This is a genomic window from Streptosporangium sp. NPDC049376, assembly GCF_044466505.1.
Lineage (GTDB): Bacteria > Actinomycetota > Actinomycetes > Streptosporangiales > Streptosporangiaceae > Streptosporangium.
Window position 1 is genome coordinate 33,401 of record NZ_JBITMT010000034.1, and the last position, 16,514, is coordinate 49,914.

Annotated in this window: 18 protein-coding genes; 5 read left to right on the forward strand and 13 right to left on the reverse strand. The window is 70.8% G+C overall.

Translation table 11 applies throughout. The annotated features are described in order from the left end of the window. Positions 1-12: 12 nt before the first annotated feature. The 9 genes from ACIBVQ_RS39165 to ACIBVQ_RS39205 all read right to left on the reverse strand — a co-directional run bounded on the left by ACIBVQ_RS39165 (position 13) and on the right by ACIBVQ_RS39205 (position 8,414). Positions 13-1,839 carry a nickel-dependent hydrogenase large subunit gene (locus ACIBVQ_RS39165; protein WP_399183933.1) on the reverse strand — a complete coding sequence of 609 codons (1,827 nt, stop codon included), beginning with the start codon at positions 1,837-1,839 and terminating at the stop codon, positions 13-15. A gap of 99 nt (positions 1,840-1,938) precedes the next feature. Beyond that, on the reverse strand, positions 1,939-3,012 hold the full coding sequence (locus ACIBVQ_RS39170; protein WP_362911811.1) for a hydrogenase expression protein HypE: 1,074 nt from the start codon (positions 3,010-3,012) through the stop codon (positions 1,939-1,941). Between the two features lie 49 nt (positions 3,013-3,061). Next, entirely contained in the window at positions 3,062-3,763 is a 702-nt protein-coding gene (locus tag ACIBVQ_RS39175) for an SIS domain-containing protein (RefSeq protein ID WP_362911810.1), read from the reverse strand. After that, positions 3,760-4,056: a HypC/HybG/HupF family hydrogenase formation chaperone gene (locus ACIBVQ_RS39180; RefSeq protein ID WP_399183936.1), complete on the reverse strand. Its 297-nt coding sequence runs from the start codon at positions 4,054-4,056 to the stop codon at positions 3,760-3,762. Before ACIBVQ_RS39180 ends, ACIBVQ_RS39175 begins: the two co-directional genes overlap by 4 nt. Continuing rightward, positions 4,053-4,667: an SIS domain-containing protein gene (locus ACIBVQ_RS39185; protein ID WP_386196567.1), complete on the reverse strand. Its 615-nt coding sequence runs from the start codon at positions 4,665-4,667 to the stop codon at positions 4,053-4,055. The genes ACIBVQ_RS39180 and ACIBVQ_RS39185 overlap by 4 nt, the downstream gene beginning before the upstream one ends. Before the next feature lie 243 nt (positions 4,668-4,910). Further along, positions 4,911-5,471, reverse strand: a complete 561-nt coding sequence (locus ACIBVQ_RS39190; RefSeq protein WP_362784731.1) for a DJ-1/PfpI family protein — start codon at positions 5,469-5,471, stop codon at positions 4,911-4,913. Positions 5,472-5,492: 21 nt separating this feature from the next. Further along, complete coding sequence (locus ACIBVQ_RS39195; RefSeq protein WP_399183938.1) at positions 5,493-7,100, reverse strand: SDR family oxidoreductase; 1,608 nt, start codon at positions 7,098-7,100, stop codon at positions 5,493-5,495. A gap of 52 nt (positions 7,101-7,152) precedes the next feature. After that, positions 7,153-8,058, reverse strand: a complete 906-nt coding sequence (locus tag ACIBVQ_RS39200; protein WP_362911807.1) for a helix-turn-helix transcriptional regulator — start codon at positions 8,056-8,058, stop codon at positions 7,153-7,155. A 110-nt stretch (positions 8,059-8,168) separates the two neighbouring features. Then, the gene (locus ACIBVQ_RS39205) at positions 8,169-8,414 is read right to left on the reverse strand and encodes a DUF397 domain-containing protein (RefSeq protein WP_352016513.1); all 246 of its coding nucleotides are present in this window, start codon (positions 8,412-8,414) and stop codon (positions 8,169-8,171) included. Positions 8,415-8,645: 231 nt separating this feature from the next. On the opposite strand from ACIBVQ_RS39205, the gene ACIBVQ_RS39210 reads away from it, so the two are divergent. Continuing rightward, complete coding sequence (locus ACIBVQ_RS39210; RefSeq protein ID WP_352016514.1) at positions 8,646-9,149, forward strand: ATP-binding protein; 504 nt, start codon at positions 8,646-8,648, stop codon at positions 9,147-9,149. Positions 9,150-9,333: 184 nt separating this feature from the next. After that, complete coding sequence (locus ACIBVQ_RS39215) at positions 9,334-10,152, forward strand: SAM-dependent methyltransferase (protein WP_362784741.1); 819 nt, start codon at positions 9,334-9,336, stop codon at positions 10,150-10,152. 63 nt (positions 10,153-10,215) lie between these two features. Here the strand turns inward: ACIBVQ_RS39215 and ACIBVQ_RS39220 are convergent, their stop codons facing one another. Together ACIBVQ_RS39220 and ACIBVQ_RS39225 are read right to left on the reverse strand one after the other, a co-directional pair. Beyond that, a complete protein-coding gene (locus ACIBVQ_RS39220) occupies positions 10,216-10,923 on the reverse strand; it encodes a fasciclin domain-containing protein (protein ID WP_362911806.1) in 708 nt (235 codons plus the stop codon). Between the two features lie 235 nt (positions 10,924-11,158). Beyond that, positions 11,159-11,809 carry a hypothetical protein gene (locus ACIBVQ_RS39225; RefSeq protein WP_399183942.1) on the reverse strand — a complete coding sequence of 217 codons (651 nt, stop codon included), beginning with the start codon at positions 11,807-11,809 and terminating at the stop codon, positions 11,159-11,161. A gap of 17 nt (positions 11,810-11,826) precedes the next feature. On the opposite strand from ACIBVQ_RS39225, the gene ACIBVQ_RS39230 reads away from it, so the two are divergent. From ACIBVQ_RS39230 to pgm, 3 genes are all read left to right on the forward strand, one after another. Continuing rightward, complete coding sequence (locus ACIBVQ_RS39230; protein WP_352016518.1) at positions 11,827-12,015, forward strand: hypothetical protein; 189 nt, start codon at positions 11,827-11,829, stop codon at positions 12,013-12,015. Between the two features lie 193 nt (positions 12,016-12,208). Beyond that, a complete protein-coding gene (locus ACIBVQ_RS39235; RefSeq protein WP_399183944.1) occupies positions 12,209-12,973 on the forward strand; it encodes a maleylpyruvate isomerase family mycothiol-dependent enzyme in 765 nt (254 codons plus the stop codon). A 74-nt stretch (positions 12,974-13,047) separates the two neighbouring features. Then, a complete protein-coding gene (gene pgm / locus ACIBVQ_RS39240) occupies positions 13,048-14,685 on the forward strand; it encodes a phosphoglucomutase (alpha-D-glucose-1,6-bisphosphate-dependent) (protein ID WP_399183946.1) in 1,638 nt (545 codons plus the stop codon). A 19-nt stretch (positions 14,686-14,704) separates the two neighbouring features. Here pgm and ACIBVQ_RS39245 read toward each other — a convergent pair whose 3' ends face one another. Together ACIBVQ_RS39245 and ACIBVQ_RS39250 are read right to left on the reverse strand one after the other, a co-directional pair. Continuing rightward, positions 14,705-15,214, reverse strand: a complete 510-nt coding sequence (locus ACIBVQ_RS39245; protein ID WP_399183948.1) for a hypothetical protein — start codon at positions 15,212-15,214, stop codon at positions 14,705-14,707. Positions 15,215-15,341: 127 nt separating this feature from the next. Further along, positions 15,342-16,235: an LLM class F420-dependent oxidoreductase gene (locus ACIBVQ_RS39250; RefSeq protein WP_399183950.1), complete on the reverse strand. Its 894-nt coding sequence runs from the start codon at positions 16,233-16,235 to the stop codon at positions 15,342-15,344. Between the last annotated feature and the right edge of the window lie 279 nt (positions 16,236-16,514).

Here is a 16,514-nt window from a genome sequence, read left to right on the forward strand (position 1 = left end):
CCCGCCCCCGTCTCAGGCGCCGAACGCGTGCGGGGTGTGCAGCCTGCGCAACTCGCCACCGCCGCCGAGGTACATGTGGACCCCGCACGGCAGGCAGGGGTCGAAGCTGCGCACCGCCCTCATGATGTCGATGCCCTTGAAGCGCTCGGGCGGGTTCTCCTCGAAGATCGGCGTGTTCTGCACGGCGTCCTCGTACGGCCCCGGCGTGCCGTGGCTGTCACGCACGCTGGCGTTCCACGGCGTCGGCGGATACGGGTGGTAGTTGGCGATCTTCCCGTCGCGGATCACCATGTGGTGCGAGAGCACCCCGCGGACCGCCTCGGTGAAGCCGCAGCTGACCGCCTCCTCGGGCACCGTGAACGGCGTCCAGGTGTCGCTGCGGCCCGCCCGCACCTCCGCCAGCCCCTGCTCGACGAAGTACAGCGCGCAGGCCGCGGCGTAGGCCTGGAAGTAGGTGCGCGCCCGGTTGCGTTCAAGGGCGTTCGACAGCGGCTGCCCGTTGTGCTCGGGGATCCTCCACTCGAAGCTCCTCTCCGGCTTCGTCGCGCTCTTGGGCAGGTTGATCTGCACACTGCGCCCGGTGGCCTTGACGTAGCCGATGTCGACGAGCCCGGCGAGCGCCGTGGCCCACAGCCTGGCGATGGGACCGCCGCCGGTGTCCAGGGCCAGCAGGTTCTCCCCGTCGTGCCAGCGCGGCGACATCACCCAGCTGTACTTGTCGGCGAAGTCCCGTTTCTGCGGGTGCGGGATGGTGTGCTGGTTCCACGGATGGCGGGCGTCGACCGGGTTGCCCAGCGGGTCGTGGGTGACGAACTTCTCCTGCCCCTCCCAGTCGTCGTAGAAGGAGCTGCCCAGCAGGATCCTGATGCCCAGGTTGATGTCCACCAGGTCGGTGGTCAGCAGTCTGCCGTCGACCACGACGCCCGGGGTGACGAAGGCCCGCCGCCCCCAGTCGCTCATGGTGCGGTAGTCGTAGTCGCAGTACCCGGGGTCCTGGAAGCTGCCCCAGCAGCCCAGCAGGACCCGGCGCCTGCCGACCTCCTCGTAGCCGGGCAGCGCCGTGTAGAAGAAGTCGAACAGGTCGTCGTGCATCGGCACGACCTTCTTCATGAACTCCACGTACCGCATGAGCCGCGACAGGTAGTCGGTGAACAGCTGCACGGTCGCCACCGTGCCGACCCCGCCGGGGTACAGCGTCGAGGGGTGTACGTGCCTGCCCTCCATCAGGCAGAACATCTCCCTGGTCAGCCTGCTCATCTGCAGCGCCTCGCGGTAGAACTCCCCTTCGAGCGGGTTGAGCGAGCGCATGATGTCGGCGATCGTGGCGTAGCCGTGCTCGCCCGCGTGCGGGGCCTCGGTGCGTTCGGCCGTCGCCAGCACGCCGGGGTTGGTCTCGGCGATCATCTTCTCGCAGTAGTCGACCCCCACCAGGTTCTCCTGGTAGATGTTGTGGTCGAACATGTACTCGGCGGCCTCGCCGAGGTTGACGATCCACTCCCCCAGCGCGGGCGGGCGGATGCCGTAGGCCATGTTCTGCGCGTAGACCGAGCAGGTGGCGTGGTTGTCGCCGCAGATCCCGCAGATCCTGCTGGTGATGAAGTGCGCGTCCCTGGGGTCCTTGCCCTTCATGAAGATGCTGTAGCCGCGGAAGATCGACGAGGTGCTGTAGCACTCGGCGACCCGGCGTTGCTTGAAGTCGACCTTGGCGTAGATGCCCAGGCTGCCCACGATCCTGGTGATCGGGTCCCAGGCCATCTCCACCAGTTCGCTGTCCCCCGGACCCGGTCCCGCCCCGGATTTCCCGGGTTTCGCGCCACCCTGGTGCGGTGTCGTCGTCATGTCAGCCCCGTCCCGCCCGCGTGCGCGCGGGCCTGCCCTCGCCGTGTTCGTTACGCCCGTGTCCTGCCGGACATCGCGGGCCGGTCACCCCGGTGCCGTTCACCAGGGCGCCCGGTAGCCGGTCAGCAGCTCGTGCCCCCGCCTGCGCCACTTCGGTTCCTTGTCCGCCGTCTTGAGGGTGATGGCGCGCAGCCTGCGGATCACCCCGCCGTAGGCGGCACTGGCCGTCGAGGAGATGAGCGCCCCCGGCGGCTCGTCCATGAACGGCATGAACTTGTCGGGGAAGCCCGGCATCGTGCAGGCGATGCAGATGCCGCCCACGTTCGGGCAGCCGCCCACCCCGTTCAGCCAGCCGCGCTTGGGCACGTTGCACTTGACGACCGGCCCCCAGCACCCGATCTTCACCAGACATCGTGGCGAGCCGTACTCGGTCGCGAACTGCCCCTGTTCGTAGTAGCCCGCCCGGTCGCATCCCTCGTGCACGGTGGCCCCGAACAGCCAGGTCGGCCGCAGGGCCTCGTCCAGCGGGATCATCGGGGCCTGGCCCGCGACCTGGTAGAGCAGGTACACGATCGTCTCGGACAGGTTGTCCGGCTGGACCGGGCAGCCCGGCACGTTCACGATCGGCAGCCCCGCCTTGGAGCGCCAGTCCCAGCCCAGGTAGTCGGCGACCCCCATGGCGCCGGTCGGGTTGCCCTCCATGGCGTGGACTCCGCCGTAGGTGGCGCACGTGCCGGCGGCCAGCACCGCGGTGGCCTTCGGGGCCAGCCGGTCGAGCCACTGGCTCGTCGTCATCGGCTGCCCGGTCTCCGGGTCGTTGCCGAAACCGCACCAGTAACCCTCCTGCTTGATCCCCTCGTTGGGGATGGAGCCCTCGACCACCAGCACGAACGGGTCGAGTTCGCCCCGTTCGGCCTTGAAGAACCAGTCGATGAACACGTCCGCCCCCTGCACGGGGCCGGACTCGAAGTCGATCAGCGGCCAGTGCACCGCGACCTTCGGCAGGCCGGGCAGCGCGCCGAGCACGATCTCCTCGATGCTCGGCTGGGTCGCCGCGGTCAGCGAGACCGAGTCGCCGTCGCAGCTCAGGCCCGCGTTGATCCACAGAATGTGAACGACCGGCTCTTGTGTTGTCTCCGCGTTGGTCGCCTTCGACCCGCTCTGCGTGGTCATGCGCCTCACCACCTTCGCGGGCTCCTGCCCGCCGTCGGACGAGTGCTTGTCAGCCTGGGCCGCTCCCGGCCGGAGTCCCGTGCCGGGAGAGCGCGTGCTGGGTGAGCTCCCACAGCACGTGGTAGATGGTCGTCTGGGCCTCCTGGATGCGGTGCACCGAGCTCGACGGCACCACGAACAGGTGGTCGACGGTGCCGAGCTCGGCCATCTGACCGCCGTCGTAGCCCGCCAGTCCCACCGTGGTCATCCCGCGCCGGTCCGCCTCCTCGAAGGCGGCGACGAGGTTGCGTGAGTTGCCGCTCGTCGAGAGCCCGAACGCGATGTCCCCGGCGCGTCCTGAGGCGGCGAGCTGGCGGGCGAACACGACCTCGAAGCCGACGTCGTTCGACAGCGCCGTCACCACCGCGACGTCCCCGGTGAGGGCGAAGGCGGGCAGCGGTTTCGTGGCCCCGCCGTCCGGCAGGAATCCGGGGCTGAGGAACAGGGCGGCCACGTCCTGCGCGTCGGTCGCGCTGCCTCCGTTGCCGAAGGCGAACAGTCTCGCGCCGCCGGCGAAGGCCTCGGCCAGGGCCTCGGCGCAGGCGGCGATCCCGGCGCCGTCGCGGTCGAGCACCTCCCGGCGCAGGGCGACGATCTCACCGGCCTTCTCCTCCGTCGAGCGGCGCACCGCCGCCAGCACGGCCTCCAGGTCCGTCGGGCCCGCGTAGAGGAACGGGTACAGCGACTCGACCGAGGTGTCCGGCGCGCTCATGTGTCCACTCCCCTGAGTACGGCGATGGCCTCCCTGGCGTGCACGAGCACGACGTCGCCGACCTGGGCGTCGACCAGGGCGACGCTGATCTCCACCGTTTCCCGCCCGGCGCCCCGCCCGGCCTCCGCCACGGCCAGGCCCGCGTCGAGCAGCCGTACCACCCTGGCCGGCACCGCCTCGTCGGAGCAGGTCAGGCACACCTCCTCGTGACACGGCTCAGGCGGGGTCCGGCCCCCGGCAGCGCCGCCCGCCGTGCCGCCCGCCGTGCCGCCCGCCCGCTCCCGGCCGGTCACGCGACCACCCTCGGGGCGAGCACGCCGGGCTGTTCGAGGAACACGTGCACCAGCTCCCACAGGACGTGGTACATCGTGACGTGCGTCTCCTTGACCACCCGGGGGTCGTGGGAGCGGGCGGCGAGCACGTGGTCGGCCGCACCGCTCTCCCGGATCGCCCCGCCGTCCCCGCCGACCAGCGCCAGCGTGAGCAGGCCGAGGGCCCTGGCGGTCTCCAGCGCCCTGAGCACGTCGGCGCAGTTCCCGGTCGCGGACACGCCGAGTGCCATGTCGCCGGGGACGGCCAGGTGGCGGAGCTGGTGGGCGAAGACCTCCTCGGCCCCCGCGACCGCGGTGATGCCGGTGATGGTCGCCACGTCGTTCGTCAGGGAGAAGGCAGGCAGGGCGCGTTTGCCCACGATCACCGGGTGGACGAACTCGACGGCGATGTGCTGGGCGTCGGTCGCGGCCTCCCCGCTGCCGAAGACGACGAGCCTGCCTCCGCCGTGGAAGCGTTCCGCCATGGCGTGGCAGGCCCCGGCCACCCGGCCCGCGTCCTCCGCCAGCGCGAGTGCAGGATCGACCCGGCGCGCGAACGCGTCCTGGGCACGGGCCAAAGGCGTCTGGTCCACGACCGGTTCTCCCCCCTCGCGCCGGACGTCATCCCTGTCCTAATGACCGTACGGCGGGGCTACCTGGGCGGGAGAAAACGACAATCGGAGATTTCGCAAAGATAATTCGGGATGCCTGACATATTTCTCAACATCCCCGGAAGAACCCATGAAGGGATATCTCTTGAGGTTTTTCCCGCGAAGGAAGCGGAAAGAGAACCTGCCCCCATACGGCGGTCGCACGGGGGCGGTCCCGTGCGACGGTCAGATCGGCGCCTCGACCCTGAGGATCTTCACGAACTCCCGCATCCAGGCCGGGTGGTCCGGCCAGGCGCGCCCGGTGACCAGGTTGCCGTCGATGTGCGCGGCGCTGTCGACCCAGGTGCCTCCCGCTACCTCGACGTCGGTCGCGCAGGCGGGGTAGGCGCTGCTCGACCGTCCCCGCAGGACCCCGGCCGCGGCCAGCACGAGCGGGCCGTGGCAGAGCGCCGCGATCGGCTTGCCCGCCTCGTCGAAGTGCCTGACGATCCGCTGGAGGTCGGCGTCGGAGCGGATGTACTCGGGCGCCCTGCCGCCGGGCACCACCAGGGCGGCGTACTCCTGCGGGTCGACGTCGGCGAAGGCCGCGTCGGCCGTCCAGGTGTGGCCCGGCTTCTCGGTGTAGGTGTCGAAGCCCTCGACGAAGTCGTGCACGACGAACTGCAGCCGCTTGACGCCCGGGGCGGCGATCGTCACCTCGTAGCCCTCCTCCTGCAGACGCTGGTAGGGATAGAAGACCTCCAGGTCCTCTGCGGCGTCGCCGGTGACGAGCAGGATCTTGGCCATGGTCGGGGCCCCTCCTGTGGTTCAGCTGGAAACGATGTCCTGCCGGTTGTGCCCGCTGGAATCGTTTCCCGACCCGGTTCCCACCGGACTTCTTCGCCACTCGCACGCCTTGCGTCGCGCCGCGGCGGCGACGTTGCGCGGCATCCTGCCGAAGATCAGGCCGTGGAAGGGCGACAGGGCGTGCCAGTAGAGGTGACCGGCCAGCCCGTGGGGGTGGAAGATCGCCCGCTGCAGGTACACGGTCTCCTCCCCGGCGCGGCCGACGCCGAGTTCGAGCCAGGCCAGGCCGGGCAGGCGCATCTCCGCCCGCAGCCGCAGCAGCCGTCCCGGCTCGACCTCCTCGACCCGCCAGAAGTCGACCGCGTCGCCGACGCGCAGGTGCCGTGGGTCGCGGCGGCCCCGGCGCAGCCCGACCCCGCCGACGAGACGGTCGAGGAAACCGCGGGCGCGCCAGGCGACCGGCAGGGAGTACCAGCCGCTCTCCCCGCCGACCGACTCGATCACCGCCCAGAGGGCCTCCGGCGACGCCCGGACACGGCGGGCCCGCCGGTCGGTGTAGAGGCTGCCGCCCGCCCAGTCGGGGTCGGTCGGCAGCGGGTCGCTCGGCGCGCCCGGCGTCGAGGCCGAGGACCAGCGGGTGGTGACCTTCGCCTCCCTGATCCGCCGCAGGGCGAGCGCGACGGAGTCACCGAAGCCGACGAGCCCTTCGGGTGGGTCGGGGATGTGACGGGCGATGTCGTGCTCGCGGCAGACGGTCTCGTTGCGCAGCGACTCGACCAGGGGCCTGGCGATGCCCGCGGGGACGGGGGTGACCAGCCCCACCCAGTGGCTCGACAGGCCGGGGCTGAGCAGCGGCACCGGGATGATGACGCGGCGGGGCAGCCCGGCGACGCGGGCGTAGACGCGCATCATGTCGGCGTAGGTGAGCACATCCGGGCCACCGATGTCGAAGGAGCGGTTCACCTCCTCCTCGACCGACGCCCATCCCACGAGGTAGCGCAGGACGTCACGGATCGCGATGGGCTGCGTCCTGGTCCGCACCCAGCTCGGCGTCGTCATCACCGGCAGCCGCTCGGTGAGGTAGCGCAGCATCTCGAACGACACCGAACCGGAGCCGATGACGACCGCCGCCCGCAGCACCACGGCGGGCACCGGGGCGTCGAGGAGGATGCGCCCGACCTCGGCGCGGGAGCGCATGTGCGGCGACAGCCCCTGCCCGGGCGCCGGCTCGCGCCCGGAGGCCGGCCCGTCCTCGGGGGCCGGCCCTCCCTCGGGAATCGGCCCGCTCTCGGGGGTCAGCCCGCCGAGGTAGACGACGCGGCGCACCCCGGCCCGCGCGGCGGCGGAGGCGAAGACCGTGGCGGCGCGGCGGTCGGAGGCGGCGAAGTCCCTGCCTCCACCCATGGCGTGGATGAGGTAGTAGGCGACCTCGACGCCGTCGAGGGCCCTGGCCGTGCTCTCCTCGTCCGTGGCGTCGGCCTGGACCGTCTCGACCCGGCCCGCCCACGGGTGGTCACGCAGCCGGGCCGCCGAGCGCGCCATGCAGCGCACCTCGTGACCCGCCTCCAGCAGTTCGGGCACGAGCCGCCCGCCGACGTATCCGGTCGCACCGGTGACAAGGCACTTCACTCGACCATGTTCGTACGGCGGGGCGCGCGCGGTTGCGACCCCGCGCCGTGTGTTACAGCTCTTCGCGGAGTTCGAGGAGCAGTTGCCTGGTGCGCCCGACCGGTTCGGCCTCGATGCACAGGCGCTCCATGACCTCCAGATAGCTGTCGACGTCGTCGCGCTTCTCCAGGTAGACCGCGCTGGTGAGCTGCTCCATGTAGACCACGTCGGGCAGGTCGGGCTGGGAGAAGCGCAGGATGCTGAAGGGCCCGCCCGCCGCGGCGTGACCGCCCACGCTGAACGGCACGATCTGGACGGTAACGTTGGGCAGTTCGAGCGAGTTCAGGATGTGGTCGATCTGGCCGCGCATCACCTCGGGGCCGCCGAGGGGACGGCGCAGCACCGCCTCGTCGACCACGGCCCACAGGCGGGGCGGATCCTGGGCGTGCAGGATGCGCTGGCGCGCCATGCGCAGCCGTACGCGCCGCTCGACCTCGTCCTCCGAGGCGCTGGGGTAGCCGAGCAGGACGACCGCCCTGGCGTAGTCCTCGGTTTGCAGCAGTCCGGGCACGAACTGGACCTCGTAGTTACGGATGACGGAGGCCGACTCCTCAAGGCCGACGTACGTCTCGAACCAGGAGGGCAGGACGTCGTTGTAGTTGTGCCACCACCCGGCCACGTTGGCCCGCTCGACCAGGCCGAGCAGCGCCTGGCGCTCGTCGGGGGCGGTCACGCCGTACAGGGTGAGCAGGTCGGCGACGTCTCTCACGCGGAAGCTGACCCTGCCCAGCTCCATGCGGCTGACCTTGGAGTGCGAGGCGCGGATGGTCCGCCCGGCCGCCTCCAGGGTGATGTGGCGCTCCTCGCGCAGGCGGCGGAGCTGGGCACCGAGCACGATCCTGAGCACCGTCGAGCTGCCTCGCGGCACGGCCATCGAGGTCGGAGGGACCGGCTCGCCCTCTGCGTGAGGTGTGATCATCTGGTAGTCCTTCAAGCGCGGAACGCGAGCCCCCGCCCACTCTTTGTGGCGATCGCGAGCCTTCACGGTACCCCCGTCAAGCCCTCCCGGCCACCCAGAATTTTGTTCTTTCAGTCGGCCGCGGCGATCAGGTCGTCGAAGTCGCCTCCCTTGATCCCCCGGACGAAGGCGCCGAGTTCCCGGGAGGTGTAGATCAGGGCGGGCCCGAGGGGATCGCGCGAGTTGCGGATCGCCACCCCGCCGCCTGGAAGTACGGCCAGCTCAACACAGTTGCCGCTGGGATTGCTGAACCGGCTCTTGCGCCAGACGACTCCGTCCAGCAGGGCCGCCGACATGCCGTTGTGCAACTGACTCATCCTCGCCTCTCACCTGTCCAGGGAGGGAAACTCTCGTACGATCATACTTCTTTGTGCAGATGCACGTGCATCTGTACTTGCCTATGCACATCACGCCGTGCAAGATGACTAGACGGATTGCCCTCGCAACGCGATCGCCACGCCTCCCCAAGGTCGCAGATGACTGCTCGCCAAAGACATCAAGCCACATCCATCCGGACAGAGATCGGTGGGTGGGAACGGTGGTTGTCAATGCTTGATCACGTGCTCCCGCCGAGCGGCCTGCCGCCGTGGACGGAGGGCGAAGGTCAGTCGGCCCATCTCCAGATGGCCGCCCGCAGCCTTCTTCACGACCCCTACGCGGCCAGGACCGCCAGGGAGTTCACCTCGACCGCCCTGCGCGCCTGGCAGCTCGACCCGCTCATCGACGACACCGGCGTGGTCGTCTCCGAGCTGGTCACCAACGCCGTACGGCACGGCGTCCGCGGAGTGGTCGGCACCCACCGGGTGCAGGAGGTCCGGGTGATCCTCTGCTGCACGGAGAACACGGTGCTGTGCGCGGTCACCGACCCCAGCGACCAGGGCCCGAGCCTGCGCGAGCCCGACTACGAGGCCGAGAGCGGGCGGGGGCTTCAGGTGATCCAGGGGATCAGCCAGACCTGGGGCTGGGCCCCGCTGGCCAGCCGCGGCAAGGCCGTGTGGGCCGCCTTCGCCCTCCCCTCGGGAGAGGGACGGCGCCTGGAGCCCTGCCACTGACATCGGCCCCGGCGGACCGGGACGTCGGTGTGGCATATCCGAAAACACCCTTTAAGTGCGTCAAATCACGAATGCCATGCGATAAATACTGAATAGTTATCACTTTTCCCCATTGCCAGGGAGTAGGCGTCTACCAATGGACGGCCTGATTCCTTAGTCTCACAGGCAACCGGGGAGGTGACGCATGAGCGACTCGGTCAGGCGGTTCCCGGCGGCTCTGGACACGAGCGTGCCGAACGTCGCGCGGATGAACGACTACTTCCTCGGCGGCAAGGACAACTTCGCCGCCGACCGCAGGGCCGCGGAACAGGTACTGGCCGTGGCCCCGGAGATCAGGACGATGGCCAGGGAGCGGCAGGCCTTCATCGCCCGCGCGGTCGGCTACCTCACCGGGCAGGGCGTGGACCAGTTCCTCGTGCTGGGCGCCGGGCTTCCCACGCGACGCAACGTCCACGAGGTCGCCCAGTCCCGGTTGCCCGGCGCCCGCGTGGTCTACGTCGCCGACGACCCGGTCGTGCTCTCCCACGCCAGGGCGCTGCTGGCGACCGACCCCAGGACCGCCGTCGTCATGGGGGACGCGCTCAGGCCGGAGGAGGTACTCGCCGATCCCGACCTGCGGTGCCTGATCGATCCGGGCCGCCCCGTGGCCGCACTGATCCCGCACACGCTGCAGTTCACCCCGGACGAGGACGACCCCTTCAAGAGCGTGGCGCTGCTGCGCGACTCGCTCGCCCCGGGAAGCCACCTCGTCCTCGCCCACGTGGTCTTCGACACCCGTCCCGAGGTCGCGGGGCCGATCGTCGCCGTCTACCAGCGGGCCCTGGGCAGGAGCGAGGACACCAGGCGCACCCGGGGACAGGTGCTGCGCTTCTTCGACGGGCTGGACCTGGTCGATCCCGGCCTCGTCCACCTGCGGCACTGGCGCCCGGACAATCCGCTCACCACACGGGGACCGGACAGGACGTGGGCGGTCGGCGGCGTCGGCCGTAAACCCACCACCTGAAAGACCCGGACAGCCCGGTGAGGGGCACCGGCGGCGGATGCCCCTCAGCCGTACGGCCGCCGGTCACTGCGGCGGGGTGAGCACCTTGTCGATGAGGTAGATGACGGCGTTCGCCGTGGGCAGGTTGCCGCAGACGACCTTGGCGTCGTTGACCGTGTACTCCCCGTTCTCCTGCTTCACGGTGAGCTTGCCGCCCTCAAGCGTCTCAAGCGAGCCGCTCTGCAGCTCCGAGGGCTTCACCTTGCCGGAGACGACGTGGTAGGTGAGGACCTTCTTGAGCTGGGCGGGGTCAGCCTTGAGCTTGTCCTTGACGTCCTGCGGCAGGACGGAGAACGCCTCGTTGGTCGGCGCGAACACCGTGACGCCCTCGGAGGAGTTCAGCTGCTCGACCAGCTCCGACTTCTTGAGGGCCTCGGCGAGCTGGGACAGCAGGGGGCTCTGCTCGACGGCGGTCGCGACCTTCTCCCTGGCGATCTCGGCCGGACTGCCGGGACCGCTCTCGGGGAGCTTCCTGCAGCCCGGCCCGAAGGGCACGGCCACGGCCCCCTCGGACGGACCTTCCGAGGGGCCCTCTGAGGGGCCTTCGGAGGCTCCCTCGGACGGGCCCTCGGAGGGCGCGCCCGAAGGCTCGACGGGAACCATCTCGGACGGTTCCGGTTCCGGCGCGGGCGTGAAGGTGAGGACGGAACCGGCGGCGCTCGCCTGGGCGGCCACCGGGAGGGCCGCCAGGGCCACCGCGGCGAGAGCGGCTGCGAGAAGAGAGGACTTCACGTTGATCTCCTTGGTTGGACGGATGGGCCGCCCGGGCCCACCGGACGGGTCCCGATGCCTCATCGCTCTGTCGTAGATCAATGCCCCCTCCTTTCGCGACAAATGCCCCAATGAGTGAATCTTGACTACATATCTCCCATGTACCTCCAATAGTCACAGAAACCTGACACACCCCTACAGAGCACGCTTAAGCCTGTAGATCACGAATAATCTGGAGATCATTCTCTAAATGCGGTCATCTCCGCCGTACGACTCCGGTGTTCACCCTGATCTCCCCGCCGAGCCGGAAGCCCTCGGCGAGCCTGAGGTCGTCCCCGCTCCAGAAACGTCCCGGGTCGTACCAGTTGGGCCTGCGGTCCGCGGGCAGCAGGCCCATGGCCTCGTAGGTCACGGCGACGACCTCGGCACAGTAGGCGCTCTCCAGCGCGTCCTGCGAGGCGCCCCTCTTGAAGATCCTCGGCACCCTGCCGCGAATCCAGCGGCCCGCGAGCCTGGCCGTCGAGGGGAACGGCGTGCCGTCCAGAAGGGCGACCGTACGCAGCGCCGCGTCCTCCATCTTCCTGGTCGCCTGCGGTTCGAGCTGGCGCAGCCACGCGCGCTGGCCGTACCGGGTGGCCCAGACGCCGACCGCGTCCCGCAGGTCGTGCAGCTGGACCCCGCGCTGGTTGGTCCCTGACCACATGTCGGGCAGCGACCGGCCGAGTTCCGCGTGCCACATCAACGGGGGCATGTCGTCGATGACGACGGACATTCCGACATGGTTGACCGGGCTGTTCGTCATGGTCTGAATGGCTCTGTCGGGGACGGTACGGCCGCGGAACAGCCACACGTCGCCGGTACGGGTCAGATCGACCGCCTCATCGAGGCTGATGCTCTTGCCGGACATTTCTGTAGCCTAGGCATATGCGGTGGTGGAAGATACTCGGTCTCGCCGGGGTGGCGGGCGTCGCGGCGACCGGCGTGGTGATCGCCAGAGCCGAGCGGCGGCGGCGCGCCTACACCCCCGAGGAGATCCGGGACCGCCTCCGCACCCGCCTCGCCGAGGGTTCGGGCGACGCCGAGGGCGGCGTGCCCGCGGAGGACCAGGCCTGACCGGTCTGAAGGCCGCGGGAGGACCGCCGGTGACGCCTGCCCACGGGGTCACGGGGTGGGTGCCGTCCGCCATGCTCAGGGCGTAAATCATGACTTTTCCGTGCACGACCGCTGCATAAAGCCGTCACGGACGACGCCGGAGAGAGAGGGTGGACGGAATCGGCCTGATCCCCGATGAGATGTGGAGGAAGACGTGACACCAGAGGTACCCGGCGGCAAGCGGGGAACCATGACTCTGGAGATCGCCGACGGGGTGCCGCTCACGCTCCTGCCGTACCTGCGTGAGAGCGCCGACAGACTGCTCCAGGACGCCGCGGACCTGCCCGAGGCCGAACTGCGCGCCCCGTCACGACTGCCCGGCTGGACCCGGGCACACGTGGTCGCCCACCTCACGGCGGGCGCCGAATCCCGTTTCAGGCTGCTGGTCGCCGCGCGGACCGGCCTGCCCATCCCGCGCTACCCCGGAGAGCGCGACCGGGCCGAACAGGTCGAACGGGACGCCAGGGGCCCCGCGGCCGACCTCATGGAGCGGCTGCGCTCCTCGGTCACCAGGGTGCTGACCGCCATCCGCGAGCATCCCAGGGCCGCCTGGCGCCGCCCGGTCCGCTGGCCGGACGAGTCGGGGCGCCCCGTGCACGAGACGGTCTCCAGCCTGCTGCAGGAACTGGAGATCCATCACGTGGACCTGGGCACCGCCTACACGCCCGACGACTGGCCCGGCTGGTTCGCCGCCGACGAGTGCCGCAGGGTGGTCGCCGACCTGGCGGCCAGGCGCGACGTTCCCGGTATGCGGATCGTGGCGACCGACGGGGAGATCAGGCACGACTTCGGCCCCGGACCGCTCGTGACCGGCAGGAGCCGGGCGCTGCTCGCCTGGCTGATCGGCAGGAGCGACGGCGCCGGGCTCACGGTCAGCCCCGCGGGACCGCTGCCCGCTCCGCCTCCCTGGCTGCGGTGACGGCCCCTGCCACGCGACATCTCCCATGGTCGGGGTAAATAAGCATTTGCCAGAAATGACATGAGGAGATGACGATGACGCACGATCGCGCGGGGCAGCCGGCCCAGCCGTCCGACCTGGTCGACGTGGCCCGCCTGGTGACCGCCTACTACGCGCTGCACCCCGACCCCGGGGAGGCGGGCCAGCGGGTGTCCTTCGGCACCTCGGGCCACCGCGGCTCGTCGCTGAACGCCGCCTTCAACGAGGACCACATCCTGGCCACCAGCCAGGCCATCGTGGAGTACCGCGCGGCCCGGGGGATCGACGGCCCGTTGTTCCTCGGTGCGGACAGTCACGCGCTCTCCGAGCCCGCGCGGGTGTCGGCGCTTGAGGTCTTCGCGGCCAACGGGGTGCGGGTCCTGGTGGACAGCCGGGACGGCTACACGCCGACCCCGGCGGTCTCACACGCCATCCTCACCCACAACCGGTCGGGTACGGCGGGCACCGCGGACGGCGTGGTCGTCACCCCCTCGCACAACCCGCCGACGGACGGCGGCTTCAAGTACAACCCGCCCAACGGCGGCCCCGCGGACACCGACGCCACCTCGTGGATCCAGGACAGGGCCAACGCGCTGATCGCCGACGGGCTGAAGGAGGTCAGGCGGCTGCCCTACGCCAGGGCGCTGGCCGCCGACACCACCGGCCGCCACGACTTCCTGGCGGCCTACGTCGACGACCTGCCCTCCGTGCTCGACCTCGACGCGGTCAGGGAGGCGGGGGTGCGCGTCGGCGCCGACCCGCTGGGCGGGGCGAGCGTGGCCTACTGGGCCGAGATCGCGCAGCGGCACCGCCTCGACCTGACGGTGGTCAACCCGCTGACCGACCCGACCTGGCGTTTCATGACGCTGGACTGGGACGGCAGGATCCGGATGGACTGCTCGTCGCCGTACGCGATGGCCTCCCTCATCGCGGGCCGGGACGCCTTCGACGTCTCGACGGGCAACGACGCCGACGCCGACCGGCACGGCGTCGTCACCCCGGACGGCGGTCTGATGAACCCCAACCACTACCTCGCCGTGGCGATCTCCTACCTGTACTCCCACCGGCCGCACTGGCCCGCGGGCGCGGGCGTCGGCAAGACCATGGTGAGCAGCGGAATGATCGACCGCGTCGCCGCGGACCTGGGCAGGCGGTTGTACGAGGTGCCCGTCGGGTTCAAGTGGTTCGTCCCCGGGCTGCTCGACGGCTCCCTCGGCTTCGGAGGCGAGGAGAGCGCCGGGGCGTCGTTCCTGCGCCGCGACGGCTCGGTGTGGACCACCGACAAGGACGGCCTGATCCTGGCGCTGCTGGCCGCGGAGATCATCGCGACCACGGGACGCTCGCCGAGCGAGCACTACGCCGGCCTGGTGTCCCGCTTCGGCGACCCGGCCTACGCCAGGGTGGACGCCCCGGCGACCAGGGAGCAGAAGACGGTGCTCGCCGGGCTCTCCGCCGACCGGGTGACCGCCACGACGCTCGCCGGGGAGCCGATCACCGGGATCCTCACCTCGGCGCCCGGCAACGGGGCCGCCCTCGGCGGTGTCAAGGTCTCGACGGACAGCGCCTGGTTCGCCGCCCGCCCCTCGGGCACCGAGGACGTCTACAAGATCTACGCCGAGTCGTTCAAGGGGCCGGAGCATCTCGCGCTGGTCCAGGAGGCGGCCAGGGAACTGGTCTCGGAGACGCTCGGCTGAGCCGCCGGAGAGGACGGGGTCAGGGGAGGCGCCGCCAGCGGCGGATGCCGACCCACACCCCGGCGATCAGGCCGAACAGGACCGCCAGGACGTAGACGCCCCTGGTCGAGGCCTCGGAGACGTAACCGCTCCCCCCGACCAGGACCGCCATGATCAGTCCGCTCAGCACGCAGACCAGCGCCGCGGCGCCGAACCCGAACGCCAGGGCCCGCAACAGGCGCCCCGGCCGCCAGGTACGGCCCTGCGAACGCCCCATCACCGACATCAGGCGCTCGACGACGACCTCGGGGTCGTCGTCGAGCTGGCCCGCGGCGAACTCGGTGACGGGCGCGCCCCGTCCCGGTTCGCTCAGGTAGATCCACTGGCGCCCGTCGAGGAAGAGCGCGGCGTCACTGGCCCCGGGAAGGCGCAGCCGCAGGAACGGCGTGCCTTCGGGGAAACGCCTGAGCCGATGCCGGATCACGGGCGCGTTCGCGTCGAGCGCCGTCCCCAGGGCTCGCAGCGCCCGTTCCTCATCAGGGTCCTCCACCCGCGGGAACTCCCTTCGCGTGACCTCTCACACGGTTTGTTCCCAGCTCACAGCCCTGAACCGAATGTTTTCCAAGAAATACGATCATTCAGCCACGGAGCGGTGGCACCGGAGTCACATGGGACCCCTACCCGGCGGGCCGGACGCCCAGGGCGGGGGCGAGTTCGGCGAGCTGGACGACCGCGCCGTCCAGGTCGACGGGAAGCGGCTGAAGGGCGACGTGGTCGGCTCCGGCGTCCAGGTGCGCTCTGACCCGCGCGGCGACGGTCTCCACGTCACCCCAGGCCACGATCGCGTCGACCAGGCGGTCGCTGCCGCCGTCGGTCAGGTCGTCCTCTCCGTAACCGAGGTGCAGCAGGTTGTTGACGTAGTTGGGCAGCTTGAGATAGCCCGCCATGTGCTCACGGGCGATCCGCCTGGCCTCGGCGGGGTCGGTCTCCAGGACCACGGCCTGCTCGGGGGCGAGCAGAGGGCCCTCCCCGAGGATCTTCCTGGCGAGCACGGTGTGCTCCGGCGGCACGAAGTAGGGGTGGGCGCCGTCGGCCCTGTCCCTGGCGAGTTCGAGCATTCTGGGCCGCAGCGCGGCCAGCAGGCGGGGGGTGGGCGGCTCGGCGGCGAAGGGCAGCTCACCTGTCACGGCGTCCATCGCGTCGAGGTAGGCGCTCATCGCGGCCAGCGGGCGGGCGTAGTCGTGTCCCCGCTGGGAGACCAGGGGGGCGTGGCTGACCCCGATGCCCAGGGCGAACCTGCCCGGGTAGGCCTCGCCGTACGCCACGGCCCCGGCCGCCATGGCGGTCGCGTCCCGGACCCAGATGTTGGCGATGCCGGTGCCGACCACCACCCGCTCCGTCGCCGCCAGCAGGATTCCCGAGGTGGCGAACGCGTCCCTGGTCCCCGGCGCCTCGCCGAACCAGAGGGCGCCGTAGCCCAGCCCCTCGATCGCCGCCGCCGTCCGGCGCACGGCCGCCGCCTCGCCCCTGCCGAACAGCGGATGCCACACGCCGACCTGGCCGATGCCCATGTTCTTCTCCGATCAACCCCGTGGAACGCGCGGGATCCGCTCCGGACCCCGCCCGCGCCCGCGTACGGCCGGGCGACGGTTTCCCGATCATCCCATGTTCGGTGAGGAAGATCACGCAGGGGCTCAGGCCTCGCGGGCGGCGGTGAGGTCGCCCCCGTGGCGGTCCAGCAGGGCGTCGGGCGCGCCCGGGGCGCCCCCCCCCCCCGCCCCCCCCACCCCCCCCCGCACCCCCCCCCCCCCCCCCCCCACCACCGCCGGGGGGGCCCCCCCGGGCCCCCC

What these genes read in the sequence shown, in the direction of transcription:
- ACIBVQ_RS39200 (WP_362911807.1), bottom strand. Translation starts at nt 8,058, where the DNA reads ATGATCACACCTCACGCAGAGGGCGAGCCGGTCCCTCCGACCTCGATG.
- ACIBVQ_RS39205 (WP_352016513.1), bottom strand. Translation starts at nt 8,414, where the DNA reads ATGAGTCAGTTGCACAACGGCATGTCGGCGGCCCTGCTGGACGGAGTC.
- ACIBVQ_RS39165 (WP_399183933.1), bottom strand. Translation starts at nt 1,839, where the DNA reads ATGACGACGACACCGCACCAGGGTGGCGCGAAACCCGGGAAATCCGGG.
- pgm (WP_399183946.1), top strand. Translation starts at nt 13,048, where the DNA reads ATGACGCACGATCGCGCGGGGCAGCCGGCCCAGCCGTCCGACCTGGTC.
- ACIBVQ_RS39210 (WP_352016514.1), top strand. Translation starts at nt 8,646, where the DNA reads ATGCTTGATCACGTGCTCCCGCCGAGCGGCCTGCCGCCGTGGACGGAG.
- ACIBVQ_RS39230 (WP_352016518.1), top strand. Translation starts at nt 11,827, where the DNA reads ATGCGGTGGTGGAAGATACTCGGTCTCGCCGGGGTGGCGGGCGTCGCG.
- ACIBVQ_RS39250 (WP_399183950.1), bottom strand. Translation starts at nt 16,235, where the DNA reads ATGGGCATCGGCCAGGTCGGCGTGTGGCATCCGCTGTTCGGCAGGGGC.
- ACIBVQ_RS39215 (WP_362784741.1), top strand. Translation starts at nt 9,334, where the DNA reads ATGAGCGACTCGGTCAGGCGGTTCCCGGCGGCTCTGGACACGAGCGTG.
- ACIBVQ_RS39170 (WP_362911811.1), bottom strand. Translation starts at nt 3,012, where the DNA reads ATGACCACGCAGAGCGGGTCGAAGGCGACCAACGCGGAGACAACACAA.
- ACIBVQ_RS39175 (WP_362911810.1), bottom strand. Translation starts at nt 3,763, where the DNA reads ATGAGCGCGCCGGACACCTCGGTCGAGTCGCTGTACCCGTTCCTCTAC.
- ACIBVQ_RS39190 (WP_362784731.1), bottom strand. Translation starts at nt 5,471, where the DNA reads ATGGCCAAGATCCTGCTCGTCACCGGCGACGCCGCAGAGGACCTGGAG.
- ACIBVQ_RS39225 (WP_399183942.1), bottom strand. Translation starts at nt 11,809, where the DNA reads ATGTCCGGCAAGAGCATCAGCCTCGATGAGGCGGTCGATCTGACCCGT.